The 20,328-nt window shown below is 49.5% G+C and carries 18 protein-coding genes; 2 read left to right on the top strand and 16 right to left on the bottom strand.

From position 1 onward, the window contains the following. Positions 1-93 precede the first annotated feature (93 nt). On the bottom strand, positions 94-1,476 hold the full coding sequence (locus tag PLA01S_RS26225; RefSeq protein WP_127594706.1) for a polysaccharide deacetylase family protein: 1,383 nt from the start codon (positions 1,474-1,476) through the stop codon (positions 94-96). A gap of 142 nt (positions 1,477-1,618) precedes the next feature. Here PLA01S_RS26225 and PLA01S_RS26220 point away from each other — a divergent pair, with 142 nt between their 5' ends. Continuing rightward, complete coding sequence (locus PLA01S_RS26220; protein WP_127594705.1) at positions 1,619-2,782, top strand: AI-2E family transporter; 1,164 nt, start codon at positions 1,619-1,621, stop codon at positions 2,780-2,782. On the opposite strand, the gene PLA01S_RS26215 is transcribed toward PLA01S_RS26220, so the two are convergent. From PLA01S_RS26215 to cymR, 15 genes are all read right to left on the bottom strand, one after another. Then, on the bottom strand, positions 2,731-4,521 hold the full coding sequence (locus tag PLA01S_RS26215) for a peptidoglycan D,D-transpeptidase FtsI family protein (RefSeq protein WP_127594704.1): 1,791 nt from the start codon (positions 4,519-4,521) through the stop codon (positions 2,731-2,733). The two genes, PLA01S_RS26220 and PLA01S_RS26215, sit on opposite strands and share 52 nt — an antisense overlap. Before the next feature lie 174 nt (positions 4,522-4,695). Continuing rightward, on the bottom strand, positions 4,696-6,870 hold the full coding sequence (locus tag PLA01S_RS26210; protein WP_127594703.1) for a methyl-accepting chemotaxis protein: 2,175 nt from the start codon (positions 6,868-6,870) through the stop codon (positions 4,696-4,698). 216 nt (positions 6,871-7,086) lie between these two features. After that, on the bottom strand, positions 7,087-8,430 hold the full coding sequence (locus PLA01S_RS26205) for a peptidase U32 family protein (protein WP_127594702.1): 1,344 nt from the start codon (positions 8,428-8,430) through the stop codon (positions 7,087-7,089). A 12-nt stretch (positions 8,431-8,442) separates the two neighbouring features. After that, positions 8,443-9,375, bottom strand: coding sequence for a peptidase U32 family protein (locus PLA01S_RS26200; RefSeq protein WP_127594701.1), 933 nt, complete (start codon positions 9,373-9,375; stop codon positions 8,443-8,445). A 107-nt stretch (positions 9,376-9,482) separates the two neighbouring features. Beyond that, positions 9,483-10,526: an endolytic transglycosylase MltG gene (mltG, locus tag PLA01S_RS26195; protein WP_127594748.1), complete on the bottom strand. Its 1,044-nt coding sequence runs from the start codon at positions 10,524-10,526 to the stop codon at positions 9,483-9,485. Between the two features lie 94 nt (positions 10,527-10,620). Continuing rightward, a complete protein-coding gene (locus PLA01S_RS26190; protein WP_174819256.1) occupies positions 10,621-10,932 on the bottom strand; it encodes a DUF1292 domain-containing protein in 312 nt (103 codons plus the stop codon). Further along, positions 10,932-11,234, bottom strand: a complete 303-nt coding sequence (locus PLA01S_RS26185) for a DUF1292 domain-containing protein (RefSeq protein ID WP_071222779.1) — start codon at positions 11,232-11,234, stop codon at positions 10,932-10,934. The genes PLA01S_RS26190 and PLA01S_RS26185 overlap by 1 nt, the downstream gene beginning before the upstream one ends. A gap of 17 nt (positions 11,235-11,251) precedes the next feature. Continuing rightward, a complete protein-coding gene (gene ruvX, locus PLA01S_RS26180) occupies positions 11,252-11,665 on the bottom strand; it encodes a Holliday junction resolvase RuvX (protein WP_100535780.1) in 414 nt (137 codons plus the stop codon). A 12-nt stretch (positions 11,666-11,677) separates the two neighbouring features. Continuing rightward, the gene (locus PLA01S_RS26175; RefSeq protein WP_006208869.1) at positions 11,678-11,938 is read right to left on the bottom strand and encodes an IreB family regulatory phosphoprotein; all 261 of its coding nucleotides are present in this window, start codon (positions 11,936-11,938) and stop codon (positions 11,678-11,680) included. 217 nt (positions 11,939-12,155) lie between these two features. Continuing rightward, positions 12,156-14,783 (bottom strand): alanine--tRNA ligase, encoded by a 2,628-nt coding sequence (gene alaS, locus PLA01S_RS26170; RefSeq protein WP_127594700.1) that lies wholly within the window; start codon positions 14,781-14,783, stop codon positions 12,156-12,158. A 422-nt stretch (positions 14,784-15,205) separates the two neighbouring features. After that, complete coding sequence (locus PLA01S_RS26165; protein WP_127594699.1) at positions 15,206-16,273, bottom strand: AI-2E family transporter; 1,068 nt, start codon at positions 16,271-16,273, stop codon at positions 15,206-15,208. A 157-nt stretch (positions 16,274-16,430) separates the two neighbouring features. Further along, a complete protein-coding gene (locus PLA01S_RS26160) occupies positions 16,431-16,640 on the bottom strand; it encodes a YrzR-like zinc ribbon domain (protein ID WP_100535777.1) in 210 nt (69 codons plus the stop codon). A gap of 11 nt (positions 16,641-16,651) precedes the next feature. Beyond that, positions 16,652-17,173, bottom strand: coding sequence for a PRC-barrel domain-containing protein (locus tag PLA01S_RS26155; RefSeq protein WP_071222774.1), 522 nt, complete (start codon positions 17,171-17,173; stop codon positions 16,652-16,654). 139 nt (positions 17,174-17,312) lie between these two features. Further along, complete coding sequence (locus tag PLA01S_RS26150) at positions 17,313-18,458, bottom strand: cysteine desulfurase family protein (protein ID WP_127594698.1); 1,146 nt, start codon at positions 18,456-18,458, stop codon at positions 17,313-17,315. A gap of 14 nt (positions 18,459-18,472) precedes the next feature. Further along, complete coding sequence (gene cymR / locus PLA01S_RS26145) at positions 18,473-18,892, bottom strand: cysteine metabolism transcriptional regulator CymR (RefSeq protein ID WP_071222772.1); 420 nt, start codon at positions 18,890-18,892, stop codon at positions 18,473-18,475. Positions 18,893-19,191: 299 nt separating this feature from the next. On the opposite strand from cymR, the gene mnmA reads away from it, so the two are divergent. Then, entirely contained in the window at positions 19,192-20,301 is a 1,110-nt protein-coding gene (gene mnmA / locus PLA01S_RS26140) for a tRNA 2-thiouridine(34) synthase MnmA (RefSeq protein ID WP_164817523.1), read from the top strand. Positions 20,302-20,328: the final 27 nt, after the last annotated feature.

Raw genomic sequence — 20,328 nt, 5'->3', positions numbered from 1 at the left:
GGTAAGCCTGCGGGGATAACCCCTTTTTTATATCCAAATTACAGCTTAGAGATAATCCATACATAATGACAGTAAACAAATCGGTTCGATGAACTACATGCCCTGCGATGCACTGGCAACCGCCAGGTCACCCACATGTTCCTGTTGTATTTCCTGCTGCTCCTCGGATGGAGGCTGAAGCTGACTCTTCTTCTCAGCATAACGCCCGATCAGAACATCCACCGGCATCATGAGCATCTTCGGTTCCATAATATGACTGCCCTCTTTAAGACGGGCCTGCCCTTTCGGGTGAATGACGCTAAGCAGCAGTTTCAGATAAAGTCTGGATGAGCTTGCAAACAGTCCCCGCGGTAAATCCATGACAAGAAATCCGAATTGCTCCGGTCCCCGTGAAATCATAGTTACAGCATACAATCCCTTGATATCCTTGTACTCGGGCCGTTCCAATACCATATTAGCCATAGAAGGCAGGTCTTTCTGCACGGCACGAATCATTTTGATGGCAAGCTGTACTTCCGAACGGGAGCGGCTGCCGATCTCGAACAATTTTTTGTTATCAAAATGGAGCTCCAGCACCTGGTCTCCCTTTTCAAGCAGACTGCCATCTTCCATCACAACCGTTTTACCGGTAAAAGCACGCTTCCGGAAATGCAGCATCGGATCTGCCGGAGTAACCGTTTCGAGTGCAAATACCGCATGAAATCCTTTTTCCCACAAAAGCCACAACGAGACGATCATACGCTTGAGAGGAGACAGCTTCTTCGCTTTCGCTTTGCTTTCCTTCGCCATCATGTCGTCGATTCGGATGCTTCTCATTCCCTTCTGCTCTGCGACTTTGAGAACACGTTCCAACGCGATCAGCATTTGCTCTGGTGCATCGGGGTTCGCCCCCATCGTCGTGCCGCAGTCATGAAGGAGCATGACCTCGCCACCGCTAAGCTTGGCAAGCATTCGCTGCGTTAGCTTGTCGGCGCCAATTTTGCTCCGCCAATCATTAAACATCGACGACCATAGGATAATGCGGCAGCCGGTATTCTTGGCAAAATCGAATAAATTCACGATTCCCCATGGCGGTCTGTAATAACTCGAACGTTCACCGGTGATGGAGTAAATAATATCATCCGTGCGCTTGACTTGTTTACGGACGGTGACCGGCCGCATGAACCAATTGCTCTTGTGAACATAGTTGTGAATCCCGATCAGATGACCTTCACTATGAATGCGTTTTACAACTTCTGGATGTTTCTCGGCATGAGAACCCACCAGGAAAAACGTCGCCTTCATATTATACTGCTTCAAAAGATCCAGCAGTCTTGGTGTATAGAACGGATCAGGACCATCATCAAAGGTTAAGGCGAAGTCGTTCGAGCCTGTTCCCCTGCGAAATACTCGGAAACCAAATATCCGGGTCAAGATGCCGGGAATGAATGCATAAAAAGATGAAAGGTAAAACAACCATAGCAGTAATGTTTGCATGCTAACTCCCCGCTTTTTATTTCTTTTTCTAATGAACCCACTATTATTATTTTAGCATAGCACTTAAAGAAATAGGCTTTTTTTTCACAAATCGTGTACAATGATATCAATTAATAAAGTATAAAGGAGCCGATATCCCACTATGCTTCCCTTGTATAAAAAATATTGGAGAACCGCCTTCGATATAGGTTTAATCGTGCTTACGGTTTACCTGATCATGTTCATATTCAGCAAGCTGTACCAAATTGCGGCTCCGGTGTTTTTATCTTTCCTCGTTTTCCTGATTATCGAGCCTTTCTCCAAATTCTTGCACCGCAGGGGACTGCCAAAACCGTTTGCCGCCGCGATATCCGTTCTGCTCTTCCTGCTCGTTATCCTGGGCATCCTGTTCGGAGCCGGCGCGCTCATCGTATCGCAGTTCATGAATCTGCAGGATAATTTGCCGGGTTATACCAAAACGATCCAGAAGCATTTCTCAGAGAGCCTGATGTTTCTCCAATCCAAGCTCGACGCGCTGCCACCGGATCTGACCGACCGTCTGAACGGTTATTTTCAGGACATTACCACTTTTGCCCAGGGTGCAGCCGAGTCGTTCTTTCATTATGTCGTTGGCTTTATGGGGTCGTTCTCCTCGTTCATCGCGAATTTCGGGGTTGCGATCATCCTTGCCTTCTTCCTGAGCATTGAGATCGGCAGCTGGCGGAGAATTGCCAAAGACAAGACGCCAAAGACCCTCAAGACGGCTTTTGTGTTCCTCAAGGAAAATGTATTCAAGGCGATTGGCTCGTATTTAAAAGCCCAGATGAAGTTGGTCAGCATTACCTTTGTCATTATATACATAGGACTCTTGATATTAGGTACGGGAAATTCCTTGTCCGTTGCGCTCATCTGCGCTGTGTTCGATGTACTGCCGCTGCTGGGTGTTCCCGTTATTCTTATTCCGTGGATTACCTATTTGTTCATCGTCGGCAACACCGGGCTTGCCATTGGCTTGATCGTACTGCTTGCCGTAGTTGTGATTTCCAGACAGCTGCTTGAGCCAAAAATTACAGGAAACTCGATCGGCGTATCCTCTGCATTTCTGATGCTGTCCTTCATGATGATCTCGCTGTCCATTTTTGGAGTTGCCGGTTTGATCCTGGCTCCCATCCTGCTGATTCTCATTAAGGAATTGCTTACCCAAGGATATCTGAAGCAGTGGATCCGGCTTCCGAGCGAAGAATTCGATGTGTCCCCTTGGGACATGTCCCGCTCTTACGCAGAGCCGGAGGCCGATTCAACCGAAGCCAAGAAATCGGAAACCTGACCGAATACGTCGGTTGCCTGATTGCTGCTGTTCAGGCTCCGATTCTCAACCAATACAGCCACGGCATAACGTGGCTTCTCCACTGGGCCGTACCCGACAAACCACTGGTTGTTTCGGGAACGGCCTTTTACTGTTACCTGAGCCGTTCCGGATTTACCGGCAAGAGTCCATTTGCGATTTTTTAATGAGCTGCCAGTTCCCTCTTCGACAACATCCTTCATCCACTCGAGCAGGATGGAAGAGGTTTCACGGGAAATCCCCTTTCCTGATGTTCGCTCCTTTAGCGGATCCGTATCTTGAAGCAACTGGCCGTTAGCATACCGGATCTGCTGTAAAATACGGGGCTTGGTCTTCACCCCGCCATGAAGGAGCGTTACTATCGCATTAGCAGCTTGCAGCGGGGATACGGCAGCGTCTCTTTGGCCTATGCCTGTCTGAACCCTGACACCTGCATCAGAGGCGTCCACAGAACTGGAAAATACCGTGCCCTTCTCTTCATGATCCAATGGCGCGAAGGAACGGAGCCCCAGAAACTGCTGGGTTTTCCAGCCTACCGTTTGCCCGAAACCCAGCGCGGAGGCCGCCTCCGCCATTTGCTGAGCTGATAATCTCTCCGCAAGTGCAGCAAATACGACGTTGCATGACTCCGCGAAGCCTTCACGAAGATCAATCGTTCCATGCCCTCCCTTTTTCCAGCAGGACATTCCGAACTTACCGTATTCGCCATCACAATGGAAGTGTTCAGCTTCAGAGCTTAACCCATTCTTAAGTATGGCTGCAGCCGTGACTAACTTGAAGATGGATCCTGGCGTGGCTGCTTTCAACCCGCGGTTCTCCCACTGACCATCCTTCGGGTGAATCTGCTCCGGATTGTAGAAGGGTCTGGAAACCATGGCCACGATATCCGCATTTCGGGCATCCAGTACAACTACCGCCCCTTCTTTCATGCCCGCTTTCTCCGTTATGGCCTCAATCCCTTGTTGAATATCGATATCAATCGTGGTGGTTACCCGTAACGGATAGTACCGATTGTCAGGCGCCTTCACCATCGGTTTAATATCCTGAATGACGTCATTGGTGCTGTTAACCGGAAAATAGACGATGGTCGGCCCTTCTCCCCGTATCAACGAATCCATCGTTTTCTCCAATCCACTGGTTCCGGTAACCTCCGGATTATCGTCAAAGAACAGGCTTTCCTTACGCTGACCGGACACAAATCCAAGCCACTGCATTCCCGATTGACGATGGCCGTACCGCTGCTCATAAGGAAGAACCTTGAGTTTAGGTAGGTCAAGTTCTTGAATCTGCGTTATCTGATCTTTGGTTAAGGAACGAGGAATGAGGGAGTTGTCTCCATGCCACAATTCTGGCTCCTTTAACTTGCCCCAAGTCTGTATCAAATGATCCTTATTCGTTCCCAGTATACGGGCCAGCTTCACTAACTGTTTATGGGAATTCTTCAGTTCCTTCTCGCCAGCAGGAAACAACACGGCTGCCCAAATGAGTTTGCCCGTGAGCGGTTTTCCGTTCCGATCCGTAAAATGTCCGCGACCGGAATCCAGCACAATGCCCCGCTCCCTCTGTATCAGCGATGCCTCTACCATCGTATGCCGGCTGCCGGGAACCCGCTGATGCTTCATCACGAGTTGTACCCATCCAAGACGCAGCGTCAAAACGGCAATTAAAATCGTCAGTATCAGCCATCCGTATGTAATTCGCTTATTGCGGATAAGCCTCATGTCTTGCTCCTCCAATATGGTCTATTGTCTCATCATTATTTCCATATGGAACCTGACTCAATCAGCAGCTTCACCGCATAGGCTGCAGCAAATGGAGTTTTCCTCTGAAAGTTAAAAAAAGGCTGCCCCATCAGCTTAAACTGATGGAACAGCCTTTGAATTATGCAATCAATCTTACAGTCTAAAACGAGACAAGGTCTCTTTCAGCTCATTCGATACATTCTCCAGCTGCGATGATAGATTAACCAGCTGACTGCTGACGCTTTGCTGCTCTGTGGAGAGAGAAGCCACCTCTTCCGAAGTTGCAGAGGATTCTTCGGCTACCGCGCTCACATTACTCATCGCTTCCGAAAGTACATTCTGAGATTCATTCAGTTCATCAATCGAATGCGTTACCGAATCCAAGGACTCGATAAAGTCGACCATCTGCTGCTGAACGGATACGAAGATATCATTCGTTTCCTTAACAGCATTCATCTGTCCTTTGAAGAGTGGGTTGGCGTCCAGCAATACCTGCACGGTCTCATTCATCTCGGTCATGATGCGATCGGTAATCTGGCTGACCATATCGATGGATTGTCTGGATTGGTCTGCCAACTGACGGATTTCATCAGCCACGACCATAAAGCCTCTACCAGCCGCCCCAGCGCGGGCTGCTTCGATTGTTGCATTCAATGAGAGGATATTCGTTTGCTTCGTAATGTTTTGAAGTACGTCAAGCACTTTGACAACCGATGAAGTCGTCTCCTTCAAGCCATCGACCTTGTGCATCATCGAGCGGGTCATATCCTCGGTCTGATGGGTCTTATCCAGCAAGTCACTCAAATGCTTCGTTCCAAGCTCACTCGCGCTTTCCACGTGACGGGCCGATTTGCCCATCTCTTCGTTCGCTGAAACGACAATTTGCATCTGCTTCGAGATGTTGTTGGTCAGATCGCTGCCGCGTTCGGCTTCTACCGCCAGACTGCTGGCACCGTTGGCAATTTCCTCGGTAGCTACGGCAATTTCTTTGGCGGAAATAGCCGTCTTCTTCGAGGCATCGCTTAACTCGGTTGCCGTTCTAAGCACTTCCTGAGCGGTATTGCTCGTTTGCTGCACGAGTCCGGTAATCTGCTCCATCATATCGTTAAAGCTTGCGGAGAGCTGACCGATTTCATCCTGGCTCTTATGGTCTGTACGAACATTCAAGTTGCCTTTGGCGCCTTCCTTCATCAACAGGTTAAGTTTGCCTAACGGACGGGCAATCATTCTTACCATCCAAATCCCGATCAGAATGGCAAAGATAACGTCGATGGCAGCCACGATAAGCGTGATGACCAGTATGCTGGACGCATCCTTCGTGAGCTCGCTGGTTTGGACAGAACCTACGAGCTTCCAATCGTTGGTGTTCAGCGTATTATAAACCGCCAGTACATTTCTTCCTTGCTCATCCTTCGTTCTTACGTCATCCGTTTTGGTGTCGGCCGGGAATTCCTTCGCAAATGCCCAGGCGGTTTCCGAACCCACAATGGAGGACTCGCTGGAGGAAACAACGATGCCTTCCGGACTGATCAATTGCAGTTGGCCGTTCTCGCCCAGGTTAATCCCCTTCAGCTGCGTATCCAGCACCGAGGCGTTAAGTTCAAACATAACCACATACGTTGAAGTCAGATCGTTCATAGACCCCAAAGAACGGGCAATCGTGAAATATGGAGCTCCGCTGTTCTGCATCGTTGGCAGCCACATAATCTTCTTGTCGCCTTCCTTCAGTTCAGTATACCAGCTTTGCTCAAGGACGGTTTTGGAGGATTCCGAGGCCTGACCTGCCGATATGATCTTCTCTCCCTGGGTAGGAATCAGATATATGGCTCTGATCGACGAATCCGAAGTGATCTGATTGGATAGTTTATCCCGAATGCTGCGTTCCACCGTAAACGCATCGTAATCGCTTAATTTTTTATCCGTGTACTCCGACAATAACTTCTGCAATTCAATGTCATAGAAGATTTGTCTACCGGCATTCTCATACTTCTCCAGAATGATGTCGATTTTCTCAGAGGTTTGAATGATCGTCTGCTGATTGCCGTTCGCAGCATTCTTCTCAATCGTGCTCTTCGCCTTATCGTACGACAGATAACCCAAGACAATCACAAAAAATACAATCGCTGACAAAAAGATTAGGAACAACCGGATACCGACGGATTTCGCCGGGTTCATCGGCATCCGGCCTATAGCCGTTCCCACGTTTGAAAAAAACGACTTGGCAGTATGTATCCCTGTTGATGCCGAAGGTTTTTTCTTTTTCTCTTTGATTCCTCCGGGCTTCTTGTCCTTCTTCGGTTTCTTATCATGCTGCTCAACTTCTGACATTAGCTGTTCACCTACCACAATCATATTATTAATACGTCGGTCCAATCCCTTGAAACGTATTCGTTACTCTTTATTTCGACAATTGGAGGTGTTTTCCTTTGGCTTTTCGCAAAAAAATAATTCTTAATCCCTAATTTTTTTACAAACAAAAAGAATCCGAGGTCCATCCACAGACCCGGATTCTCAATTGTGTAGTTCTTAAGAACCGTATTTTTATTACCCTTTACGTTTTCTCATCATATCAAAATGACGCACCGGCTGATCCACCTTCATGCGAATGAGCTGCAAAGGATGACGAGCTGCATCAAGTTCATTGCCATTCTCATCTCCGATAGGACCAACTGCCTGCTTAAAGAAGGTTCCTTCCGGTCCGAAAAACTCGATTTCATCCCCGGGCTTAAAGTGGTTCCGCTGCTGAATGACGGCCGTTCCCGATTTCTCATCATACTCCATCACCAATCCGGCGAAGTCATAAGGAACTGCCTTCTCTTCGGGTTCATAGATATGATCCTCATGGTCCGGTGTATCGTAGAAAAATCCGGTATTCAGCGGTCGGTTGGCCGCTTTATTAATTTCCTCGATCCATTCCGGCTTCAATACATAATGATCTGGGTCAGCCATATAGGAATCAATCGCCTGTCGATATACATTGACCACAGTCGCTACGTAATGGATCGATTTCATCCGTCCTTCAATCTTGAAGCTGTCGATTCCCACCTCAATCAGATCCGGAATATGCTCGAGCATGCAGAGATCCTTCGACCCCATCGTAAACTGGTTGTCCTCCGGCTGGAACAGCGGGATCTGCGTAACGCCTGGTTGGAATGGGGACGGTGCAGGGGCCGGCTGTTCCATCAACTGCTGCTCTTCCGATACCCACTGGCCTTGCTCTTCTCTTCCATCTACAAACAAATCGTATTTCCAACGGCAGGATTGGCAGCATCCGCCCCGGTTGGAATCACGATCCGTAAAATGATTGGACAACACGCAGCGACCGGAAAACGAGGAGCACATCGCGCCATGGATAAAGGCCTCGATCTCAATGTCGACATGCTCTTTAATCGCTGCGATCTCCTCCAGGCTCGCCTCACGTCCCAGTACAACCCGCGGCAATCCTTCGTCCTTCCAGAACTTCACGGCCTGCCAATTCAATGTGGATTGCTGTGTGCTCAGATGAACTTCGAGCTTGGGTGCAGCACGTTTAGCCACCTCAATAATAGCCGGATCAGCAGCGATGATTGCCGCAATGCCTGCTTCCTCCAAACTTCGCAGGTAGGATTCAATTCCCTCAATGTCCTCATTATGCGCATAGATGTTGGTGGCCACAAATACTTTCGCGCCGTATTTCTTGGCGAACTCCACGCCTTCTTTCATTTCTTCAAAGCTGAAGTTGTCCGCATTTGAACGAAGGCCATATTTCTGACCCCCAATATAAACTGCATCGGCGCCATAATGCACCGCAAATTTCAATTTTTCCAAATTACCAGCCGGGGCGAGCAATTCCGGCTTGTCCAGGCGATAGCGTTTGCCCTTGTATTTTGGCTGTGCCATTGCTTCCATGCTGTCCACTCCTTAATAAACTTGTTCCTTATAGAAAAATCCAAACGACAATTCACGTTCCGGATCCTGAATCGCGCGGATTCCGTCCATCCACTCTTCCTGAAATGCATAAGTGGAAGCATCTGCAGCATATAGATCAATCGCTTGACGATAGGTTCGAATCACCAACTCATTGTAATGCCGCGGCTTCAGCAGCGTCTCAACCTTAAAGCTGTCAATGTCTGCTGCCATTAACAGATGCAAATCCTCCAGAATGCAAATATCCTCCGAACTCATAATATGGGTTCCGTTGATATCCTCATAGATCGGATACTTCTCTTCTTGACGCTCAGCTTCAATGAGAAACAAACCGCGCTCCTTTCCAAGGCTGCCTTCCTTCACGGGTCTGCCCTGCTGCTGCATATAGCTGTTCACCAGGCGCCGCTTGGAATGATAGATGTTGGTCATGCCATGAACCTGAACCTGTGCTTCCAGCTGAAGCTGCGGCTTCATGTCCGTTACCTCGTCCATATTTAATTCACGCGCAAGAATAACCCGGGAGGCGCCTTTGCTTCCCCAATAATTGGCCGTTGAATAGTTGGTGGCGGTCATTTCTGCATTCCAATGAAGTTTTACCTGTGGAGCCAGCTCTTTTACGGTAGTGAGCACGGAGGGATCGTTAAATTCCACCGCGTCAACGCCGATTTCTCCGAGCGCCTTAACATAGGCGGGGAGCTCGGGCAGCAAATCATTTGTCATCAAATTGTTCAAGCTTACGTATACTTTACTTCCTCGCTCGTGTGCAAGCTGTACGACTTGCGTTATTTCGTCCAATGTCAGACTGCCAGGCAATCTCATGCCGAATCGATCCTCGCCGACAAGCAGTGCATCGGCTCCCGCTTTCAGGTAAGCAGCAGCATCAGCCACGGACCCGGCTGCCGCTAATAATTCAGGTTTGATACTCATTTAAAAATTCCTCCCTAGTTAGAGGTTGTACAACAAGACTCTTCTGAGTACGAGCTGGATCTGTTCCTTGTCACCAGCGTATCAGGGGACTTGCTCAACACGTGATATTATTGTTGTGCCATCTTCTTGCTGGTCTCGATATTCTTCAAATGCTCTTTATACGTTTTGGCAAACAGATGCTCTTGTGTACCGTCTTTCTTTGTCACATAGAACAAATAATCGGATTTCTCCGGATTCAGAGCAGCCTGAATGGATTCCAGGCTCGGGCTTGAGATGGGCCCAGGCGGCAAACCCTTTTGACGATACGTGTTATACGGGCTCTCAACCTCCAGGTCAGCATAAAGCAATCGTTCCTTCGGTTTATCTAACAGATATTGAACCGTGGCATCGATTTCCAGCCTCATATCCTCTTCCAATCGATTATAAATAACGCCGGCCACCAGGGCACGCTCCTGATCTGCAACCACTTCGCGCTCAACCAGTGAAGCGATGGTCATGAGTTCATGGAACGTTACGCCGCGAGCCTCCAACTGACTCTCCCAACCCGGAATTTCGGCCAAACGTTTCTCCGTTTCTTTCAGCATCGTTTCGACAATGCCTTTTGCCGTGATATCCTTCTTCGGCAATTCATAGGTCGCAGGGAACAAGTATCCCTCGAGATGATGCCTGAGATGTGCTTCTTGGGGAATTTCTCCCGCAATCGGAACATCCCAGCCGGTAGGCTGATCCACAACCTCCAGGAATTCCTTCTCATCGATTCCGCTCTCTTTAGCAATGGTCTCTGACATCTGAAGGATCGTATAACCCTCAGGGATCGTGAAACGAACCATCTCCTCGGGCTTCACTTCGCCTTTGTTCATCTTCGATAACAGTTCCTTGAACGGAGTGCCTGGGGTTGCCTCATAGGTCCCTGCCATCAGACGGCTTCCTTCCCCGCTAAGCTTTAAATAACCTTTAAGTATAAGGGCATTCTTGATCAGTCCCTTTTCCTCAAGCAGATCGGCGATAGAGGACGTGCTCATGCCGGACTCCACGGTGAATTCGACAGGAGTTTCCGAGCTTTGTACGGGCTGTAAACCATTCCATACGTAAAATACGGCCCCGCCCGCAACTAGGATCAGGACCAATACTGCTATTGCCAGTTTCTTCAATCTACTCATCCCTTCACACCAAAAGGGGCGGACAGCTCCGCCCCTTCCTGAACTTTCATTTGAAAATTAAGCATGTGCTCCTGCAGGAGAGAACTTAATCCTCGTCTCCTTCGGGAAACGTCAGCTCATCATAGAGCTCCGACACATTCTCCCATTCCTCGTCGTCATCAATGGTTGCCAGCTGCAATCCGCCGTCCTCGCCCTTGACGATACGGAGCACCTCGTACTCCTCATCGGTTCGATCCGGCTGAACCAGAATGGCATACCCTTGACCATCCACTTCAAATTCGGCGGCAATATCATAAACCTCGATATGGCCTTTATCGTCCTCAAGCTCTACACTCTCACCGAATGCTTCCTTAAGTACTTGGGTCCATACGATATTCTCAACCGAAAAATCAGACATCATTCGTCTCTCCCGTCAAGCTCTTCCACGAGCGTATTGAAGGTTTCTTCAACAATGGCCCATTCTTCATCGTCTTCAATCATAAACAATTTCAAGTCGTCTCCGTCTTCCTCATAACGGAAGGCGTAGACCTCGTCTGTCTCTTCGTCGGCAGACTCCCTTGGTACGACCATCATATATTTAGCATCCGAGCCATCCACTTCGAATTTCATGATGACTTCGAATTCTTCCTCGTTGCCTTCATCGTCGGGAATATAAATAATTTCCGGTTCTTCTTCCATACCAATATGCTCATTAGCCATTGTAATCACCCTCACCTTTACCTTTTAGAATCCAAGTAGTTTTGCAAAATCAAGCTTGCCGCCATTTTATCTACAACCTGTTTTCGCTTCTTTCGGCTGACATCGGCTTCAAGCAATGTCCTTTCAGCGGATACTGTTGATAGCCGTTCATCCCAAAGGTGAACGGGTAAGGATAGGGACTCTCGCAATGTACTTGCGAATTCCATGCAGATTTCGCCCCGCGGACCAATCGTGCCGTTCATATTTTTAGGCAAGCCGACCACAATTTCACCGACCTCGTTGTCTTTGACGAGTGTGGCAATTCTGTCCAGTTCGCCTTCATCACGGCGGCGCTCGATAACTTCAACCCCTTGGGCCGTCCATCCGAACGCGTCGCTTATGGCAACACCGATTCTGCGGTCCCCGTAATCTAATCCCATGATCTTCTTCATCCCTGTGTGCTCCTAACGGTGACTGGCTAAATAGAACCGGACCAGTTCTTCAATCAATTCATCTCGCTCTTTTTTCCGGATCAAACTTCTGGCATTATTGTGCCGAGGTATATAAGCGGGATCCCCGGACAAAAGATACCCTACGATTTGGTTAATCGGATTGTATTCCTTCTCTACCAGCGAATCGTATACCGAAAGTAGAATGTCCTGGGCGGAAGCCTCCTTTTCATCACCTTTTACATTGAACTTGACTGTCTTATCCATGGAGTCCATGTGTGACACACCTCGCTTCTTCAAAGAACATGTTTACCATGCTTCGTCGAATAAATATTTACCAGCTTGATCTAGTTATATCATAACATAATCCTAAGTCTCTACGGAAATCGAAAGCGAAATATTTAGAGAGTGTTCCAAAAAATTCGGGATTGTGTACAGCAAAATGTTGGATCCCGCTTACTATTGCTTGCTGTACACAATCTGGACAAATCTGTTACACGCCCTGGGCTATGAGATCCTCAGCGTGCTGCAGCGCCTGGGCTAGTTTGGAAGCATCCTTGCCCCCGGCTTGCGCCATATCCGGACGGCCTCCGCCGCCTCCACCGCAGATCGAGGCCACTTCTTTCACAAGCTTGCCGGCATGATATCCCTGCTTCACCAGGTCCTGCGGAACGGCTACGACGAAATTCACCTTGTCGCCCGCTTTGGAGCCGAGCACGAGGATGGTCTCCGGCAGCTTGCCCTTCAATTCGTCAGCAATGCCGCGGAGTCCGTCCATACTGCCAGCCTGTACTTCAGCTGCAAGCAGCGACGTGTTCCCGACCTGCTTCACTTTATCGGTCAACTGGCTAGCCTCAATCGCTCCCAGTTTGCCTTGCAGGGACTCGTTCTCCCGGGCAAGATCCTTCACCTGTTGGTTCAGGCCCTCGATCCGCTTCGGCACGTCTGTAAGATTGCTCTTCAACAAGCCGGCGGCTTGCTTGAGCAGGTCCATTTGCCCCTCCAGATGCTCATAAGCATAGCGTCCCGTTACGGCTTCAATGCGGCGAACGCCAGAGCCGATGCCGCTCTCTCCAAGCAGCTTGAAGATTCCGATCTGGGAGGTGTTGCCTACATGGCATCCGCCGCACAGCTCGATGCTGTAATCCCCGACCTGGACAACACGGACGATATCTCCGTACTTCTCTCCAAACAATGCCATGGCACCCATCGCCTTCGCTTCGTCAATGGCCTTGCGCTCGATAACAACTGGAATGCTCTTCCATACCTGTTCATTCACGCGGCGCTCAATATCGGCGAGCTCCTCCTGCGTAATGCTGCCGAAGTGGGAGAAGTCGAAGCGCAGACGCTGAGGTTCAACAAGGGAACCTGCCTGATTGACATGATCGCCCAGCACTTCCTTCAATGCTTTATGCAAAAGATGTGTGGCTGTATGGTTCTTGACAATATCATTGCGCATGGCGGAGTCCACCTGCGCCTTGACCGTATCGCCCACTTTAAGCTCGCCAAGCTCTACGGTTACGAAATGCACATGCTGTCCATGCGGAGCCTTGAAGAGACCTTCCACTCTGGCACGGACGGATCCGCCTTCCAAAATCCCCTGATCGCTGACCTGGCCGCCGCTTTCGGCATAGAACGGGGTTACGTCCAGAATGACCTGACAAGTCTCGCCTTCACTGACGCTGTCTGCGAAGCTGTCACCGGAAACAATGGCGAGCACTTTAGCCTCGCTGACGGTGTCATTATATCCAACAAATTCACTTTTAACCGTATAATCGGAAAGAACGCCGCCTTGGACCTTCATGCTTTCCGTTTCATGACGGGCCGCACGCGCACGGTCACGCTGTTCCTTCATCGCGGCATCAAAGCCTTCACGATCCACGGTCAATCCGTGTTCGGATGCATAATCCTCCGTTAAATCAAACGGGAAGCCATACGTATCATACAATTTGAACGCGTCGCTGCCGCTGATTACCGATTTGCCCTGCTTCTTCGCTTCTGCGCTGACGTCAGCCAAGATGTTCAATCCGTCAGAGAGTGTTTTGTGGAACTGTTCTTCTTCCGTTGCAATGACCTTCTCGATAAAGGCGCGCTTCTCAACGACCTCTGGGTAGTATACGCCCATAATATCGCCTACGGTTCCGGTCAAAGTATACATGAATGGTTTGTCCAGCCCGAGCACCTTTCCGTAACGAACCGCACGGCGGAGCAAACGACGGATGACATAGCCGCGGCCTTCGTTGGAAGGCAGCACGCCATCGCCAACTGCAAATGCAACCGTCCGGATATGGTCCGCAATGACTTTCAGCGCGATATCGTATTCCGTCTTCTCATTGTATTTTACGTTGGCAAGCTCTGCCGTCTTCTGGATGATCGGCTGGAACAGGTCAGTATCGAAGTTGGACGCCACATTTTGCAGGATGGAAGCAAAGCGCTCGAGCCCCGCACCCGTATCTATGTTCTTGTTCGGAAGCGGTGTATAGCTGCCGTCCTTGTTGTGGTTAAACTGGGAGAATACAAGGTTCCATACTTCGAGCCAGCGTTCATTCTCACCGCCAGGAAACATTTCAGATTCCGGAGCATCCGTGTCGTATCCTTCTCCGCGATCATAGAAAATCTCGGTACAAGGTCCGCAAGGTCCTTCGCCGATATCCCAGAAGTTATCCTGCAGCTTGATGATGCGTTCCTTCGGGAGACCGATTTTTTCGTTCCACAATTTGTAGGCTTCCTCGTCTTCCGGATACACGGTAACGGACAGCTTCTCCGGATCGAATCCGATCCATTTCTTGTCCGTCAGGAATTCCCAAGCCCAGGTGATAACCTCTTCCTTAAAGTAATCCCCGATGGAGAAGTTGCCTAACATTTCGAAGAATGTATGGTGACGACGGGTTTTGCCGACATTCTCAATATCATTGGTCCGAATGCATTTCTGCGAGTTCGCAATTCTCGGATTTTCCGGCTTCACACGCCCGTCAAAATAAGCTTTGAGCGGAGCCATGCCTGCATTAATCCAGAGCAGGGACGGGTCATTGTGCGGAACAAGCGATGCACTTGGCTCAATATTGTGGCCTTTCTCTGCAAAAAACTCTAGCCATTTGGAACGGATTTCACTAGCTTTCATCTCTACACTTCCTCCAGTCATAATATAGGGCCCGGATCACTTGGTTCCGAACACAAAAAACGCCCCTGAATTGAATTCAGGGACGATGTTCTCGCGGTACCACCCTGGTTATCGTCCATTCATCCTCCAGCAGGGTTCCTCCTGGAGCAGCTTATGTGACGATCGCCTCGTAACAGCTGGATAACGGGAGCCACCCGGTGAATTTGAATCACACTCAAAAATTAGCATTCGGCTAAGGTTCACTTCCAGGTTCTCGCAGCCAGCCGGAAATTCTCCGGGCAGGAACCTGTTCTCTGGGCAAGGTACGCAAAGCCTACTCGATTTTCTCATCGATTTGTACGGTTATAGGTTTATCATTTCAAGTATATATAGGGTGATACTATCTGTCAATGCATGAACTTTGCAGCTACAGACTGGAACCCTCAGCCGGATTTCCTTCTAACATAATAAGCGAAAAAATGCTGCAGCAGCACTTTGATGACGGCAAAGACGGGAACAGCCAAAATCAAGCCCACAGTTCCTGCGAGCTGACCGCCGACAAGGAGTGCAAAAATGATCAGGAGCGGATGCATATGCAGCTTTTTCCCCACCACTTGGGGTGAAATGATGTTGCTCTCCAGCGTCTGGCAGATCATATTAACCACCACCACCAGCAGCACCATCTTCCAGGAAATCGTGGATGCCATCACAATTGCTGGTGCCGCCCCGAGAAAGGGACCCAAATACGGAATGATGTTAAACACCGCCACGATGCTTGCCAGCAGCAGTGCGTACGGCATGCCCACGATCATGTACCCCACATAAGCCAGTACGCCTATGATTAAGCATACCAGGAATTGTCCGCGGACATAATTTCCAAGGGCCATGTCAATCTCTTTAAGCAGCGTGACAATCGACTTCCGGCGGCTCCGCGGCAGATAGGATACGGCGGTCCGCTGGAACACCTCAAAATCTTTTAATATGTAGAAGATCAAGAAAGGAACAATTAACACGTTAAACAGAATATTAATCATGTTGCCGATATTGTCCATGAAATCCGAGATTCCCCCGGCCAACCTCGATTCCATCTGCAGGAACCAGCTGTTGACGCCTGTCCTTACTCCCGGAGGCAGGAGCCTGCTGTCCAGATTGGTCATCAGACTTTGGGCGTTCATCGTTAATTCAGGCAAGTGCTCGTTGAGCTCCTCCAGCTGCCGGATCAGCATCGGAATCATATTAATTAGAATGACGGCGAGCGACGTCAGAAAGACGGCATAGATGAGCAGCACCGCCATGCTCCGCGGAACTTTGCGGTCGGAGAGCATGCATACAACCGGATTCAACACATAAGATATGATCATGGCAACCAGAAATGGCGCCAGGACAGCCTTGAGAAATCGATAGACATCCATAAACAGCGGGCGCAGCAGCCAGACAAAGTAAAGAGAGATGAGTCCAAGCATTAACCATACCAACAATCGAAACCATTTGTTCTCGGTCAGCTGTTCCAACAGGCACCCTCCTTTTTCGAAAGCTACCCTGTAGTATATGTACAAGCTTCCAGAAATAAACTAACATTTCCGCCGGCCAAAATGAAAAAGACTCCTGCTGTCTCAGCCGTACAGGCCTTCAGCAAGGAGTCGTTATCTTACAATATGTACGCGTTCTTTAGGAAGACGCGTGCATAGGAGGGAAATCCGGCTGCATGTCATCACCGAAGAACAAATCATCCAGCGAGCTGAGCGTGCCGTCCTCTTCTACCTGGTATACGGACATTTTCTCTCCGTTGACTGTCAATTCGATAAAGCAACCCCAGCAATAAAACTGGTGGGAGCCGATTTTTCCGATATCTTTGGAACTACAGTTTGGACATTTCATCCTACCTCACCCTATCCGTTCACAGAATTAATGGCTTTTTCCAGACGCTGTTCGCTCATCGGAGGTACCATGACGGCACTTTCGCCGATAGCCATTTCCGCTGTGCAAGGCAGCCATTTGCGACCTTCGATCAAATCCGAGACAAATCCATCGGATATTTCCAACCCTAGTATTGTATTGCCCTGTTCCTGCTCAAAATAAACATCCGATATACGCCCGAGCAGGATACCATCCTCTGTCAAGACCTGCATCTCTTTCAGTTTGCGCTTGCCCAAAAGGTACGTAAGCGGTATATCATTGGCGCCCAGCTTGCGGACAGCCTCTTGACTCCGGATCATGACGGCATCTTCCCCGTACGCTACGATATCTTCCCATGAGACGCTTTTCACATGCGAGGAAAACAAAGCCTTGCCTTCCAGCTCCAACCCGGTAATCAACCAGTTCTCATCTAGTATAAAATCGTGGATTTTGCCGATTTCCTTACCGTTCTCCACGTCGAATACAGCCAGTCCAATCATTTCTTGAAGTTTCATATACAGTGGACACCTCCTCATCCTTCATGGTTTGAAATCAGCCGCCGGTCAAAATTTCGTTAGCCTGACGGGCCATTTCCAAGGATGAAATGGACGAACGCATACCCCCTGTTCCCTAGAAGGAGAAATCCCTTAACATCTATTTACGTAACCGATTAAGGATGGTTCCAATTTTTTGGGCAGTGTACTCCATTTCTTGAGTAGTATTACCCAAACCGAAACTAAAACGAATCGCGGAGCGCAAAACAGGATCAGAAAGTTTCATTGCTTGGAGTACATGGGATATTTCCAGAGATCCCGACGTACAAGCCGAGCCGCTTGCCGCCGCAATTCCTTCCATATCGAGGTTCATCAGCATCGTCTCCGTATTGGCACCGGCAAAGCTGATATTTAGGATGTGAGGTAGGTAATGTTCCGAATTTCCGTTGATCACAAAAGCATCCTCGCCAATCTCCTGACGAAGCCCTTCAAGCAGCGTCGATCTCAGCTCGCGATAATGCTGGATCCGCGCCTCCATATTCTTAACGGTCCATTCCACTGCTGCCGTAAAACCAGCGATTCCAGCCATATTCTCTGTTCCGGCACGGCGTTTCTTCTCCTGCAGCCCTCCGAACAGACGTGGAGATACGCTGAGTCCTCTGCGGACAACCAAGGCACCGACGCCCTGGGGTCCGTTGATTTTGTGAGCGGAAAAACTCCACATATCCACCGGCAGTTCGCGGCAGTTGATCGCCTCCGATCCCAATGCCTGAACAGCATCGGTATGGAATACGATCCCCCGGCTGCGGCAGAGCTCGCCGATTTCGAAAATCGGCTGAACGGTGCCTACTTCATTGTTGCCATACATGATGGTGACCAGCACCGTGTTGTCCTGAATCGCGCCCGCAATGTCCTCCACAGAGACACGCCCAGTAGAGTCGACGGGGACATAGGTAACCTCACAGCCCCGCCGTTCCAGCTCATGACATGTATGAAGCACCGCATGGTGTTCAATCGCCGACGTAATCACATGCTTGCCCTTCACGCCAAGCGACTCCAGCAATCCAAGTATAGCCAGGTTATCACTCTCGGTTCCGCCTGCGGTGAACACCAGCTCGTCCGATTGGCATCCTAAAAGGGACGCAATTCGATCACGCGCCCCGTTCACAATCTTCTTCGCTTCCCGTCCAAAAGCATGAACGCTTGAAGCATTGCCGTATTGGCTTGTCATCACATTCATCATCCGCTCGGCAACCTCCGGATGAACCGGGGTTGATGCGGCATGATCCAAATATACTGATCTCATATCCGTCGTCACCCTTAAATATAGAACATGTAGTTGTCTGCAGCAGACTGTTCCTGATAGTTGATCAGATAGTCCAGCGTCGTGGAATCCAGCACTTCAGCAATGCTGTCGCGGATACGAAGCCATAGATCCCGCTTCGCCGGATCGTCCTCTTCCGTGAAATCCACAGGGGATATCGGTCCTTCCAGCACGCGGATGACATCTCCAGCCGTTATGGATGCCGGATCACGGGAAAGGATATATCCTCCGTATGCGCCGCGGATGCTTTTGACCAGACCCGCATTCCGCAGCGGTGCGATCAGCTGCTCAAGATAATGTTCCGACAGCTGGTTCTTCTCAGCAATGCTCTTCAGCGAAGTCGGCCCTTCCCCAAACCTCGCGGCCAGCTCCATCATAATCGTTAATCCGTATCTTCCTTTTGTTGATATCTTCAAAGGTGACACCTCTTTCGGCAATTTGTATATTATGTCCATCCTGTACATGAATTGTAGGTGGCGGGTGAGCGACAAATACGGCGTAATCCACGCGTGAAGCAGCTTATCCTGTGTTTTTCTCCGTATTCCGATCATTACCCTCAGCTTATGGTAACATATCCTGAACCTCAATGGGTAATATTCCAATCGGAAACCTGAAAAATGTTCACCCTGAGTGGACAAAATGAAACGTGTGAACCTTGTTCCAATATGTTAAAATACCTCCATGGGCACAATTCAATATGAAAATGGTGATAACGATGTCAAAAGAAAAACATAACACTCGTATCGTTGTCGGCATGTCGGGAGGAGTCGACTCCTCCGTAACAGCGCTCCTGCTCAAACAGCAGGGCTATGAAGTGATCGGCATCTTTATGAAAAACTGGGATGATACCGATGAGCTTGGCTATTGCACAGCTGAAGCGGACGCTGAAGACGTGCGCCGCGTGTGCGAGCAGCTCGACATTCCCTACTATACCGTCAATTTCGAGAAGGAATACTTTGATAAAGTATTTTCCTATTTCCTCGATGAATATAAAGCCGGGAGAACGCCGAACCCCGATGTCATGTGCAACCGTGAAATCAAATTCGGCGAATTTCTGAACAAGGCAATGGATCTGGGAGCCGACTACGTGGCTACCGGCCATTACGCCCGCGTCATCGAGGAAGACGGACAGTACCGGTTGCTGCGCGGCGTCGACAGCAACAAGGATCAAACCTACTTCCTCAATGCGCTGAGCCAAGAGCAGCTCTCCAAGGCGATGTTCCCGATCGGGCATCTTCCGAAACCGGAAGTTCGCCGACTCGCTGAGGAAGCCGGACTGTACACCGCCAAGAAAAAAGACAGCACCGGCGTTTGCTTCATCGGAGAACGGAATTTCAAAGAATTTCTTGGACAATACCTCCCCGCCCAATCCGGCGATATGGTGGACATTGTCACCGGTGAAGTGAAAGGCCGTCATGATGGTTTGATGTACTACACGCTGGGCCAACGCCAAGGTCTCGGAATCGGCGGATCAGGCTCCGGAGAGCCTTGGTTTGTTGCCGACAAAGATTTAACTAACAATATTCTGTACGTTGTTCAAGGCGATCATCCGAGTTTGTATTCAACCGGACTCGTTGCCTCCGGAATCAACTGGATTGCAGGACAAGACGCTATGCCCAAAGACGCCTACACCTGCACCGCGAAATTCCGCTACCGTCAGCCGGATCAGGAAGTTACGATAACTCCGCGCGAAGACGGAACCGTTCATGTCGCTTTTGCGAAGCCGCAAAAAGCAATCACGCCGGGACAAGCCGTTGTCTTCTACCAAGGGGACGACTGCCTTGGCGGAGGAACGATCGAAACGGCGGATAAAATTCCATATTAATCCGCTGGCCTAAACGAAAAGAGCACA

This window comes from Paenibacillus lautus NBRC 15380 (assembly GCF_004000945.1).
GTDB classification, from domain to species: domain Bacteria; phylum Bacillota; class Bacilli; order Paenibacillales; family Paenibacillaceae; genus Paenibacillus_AQ; species Paenibacillus_AQ lautus.
This window is presented reverse-complemented; position numbering and strand designations above follow the sequence as displayed.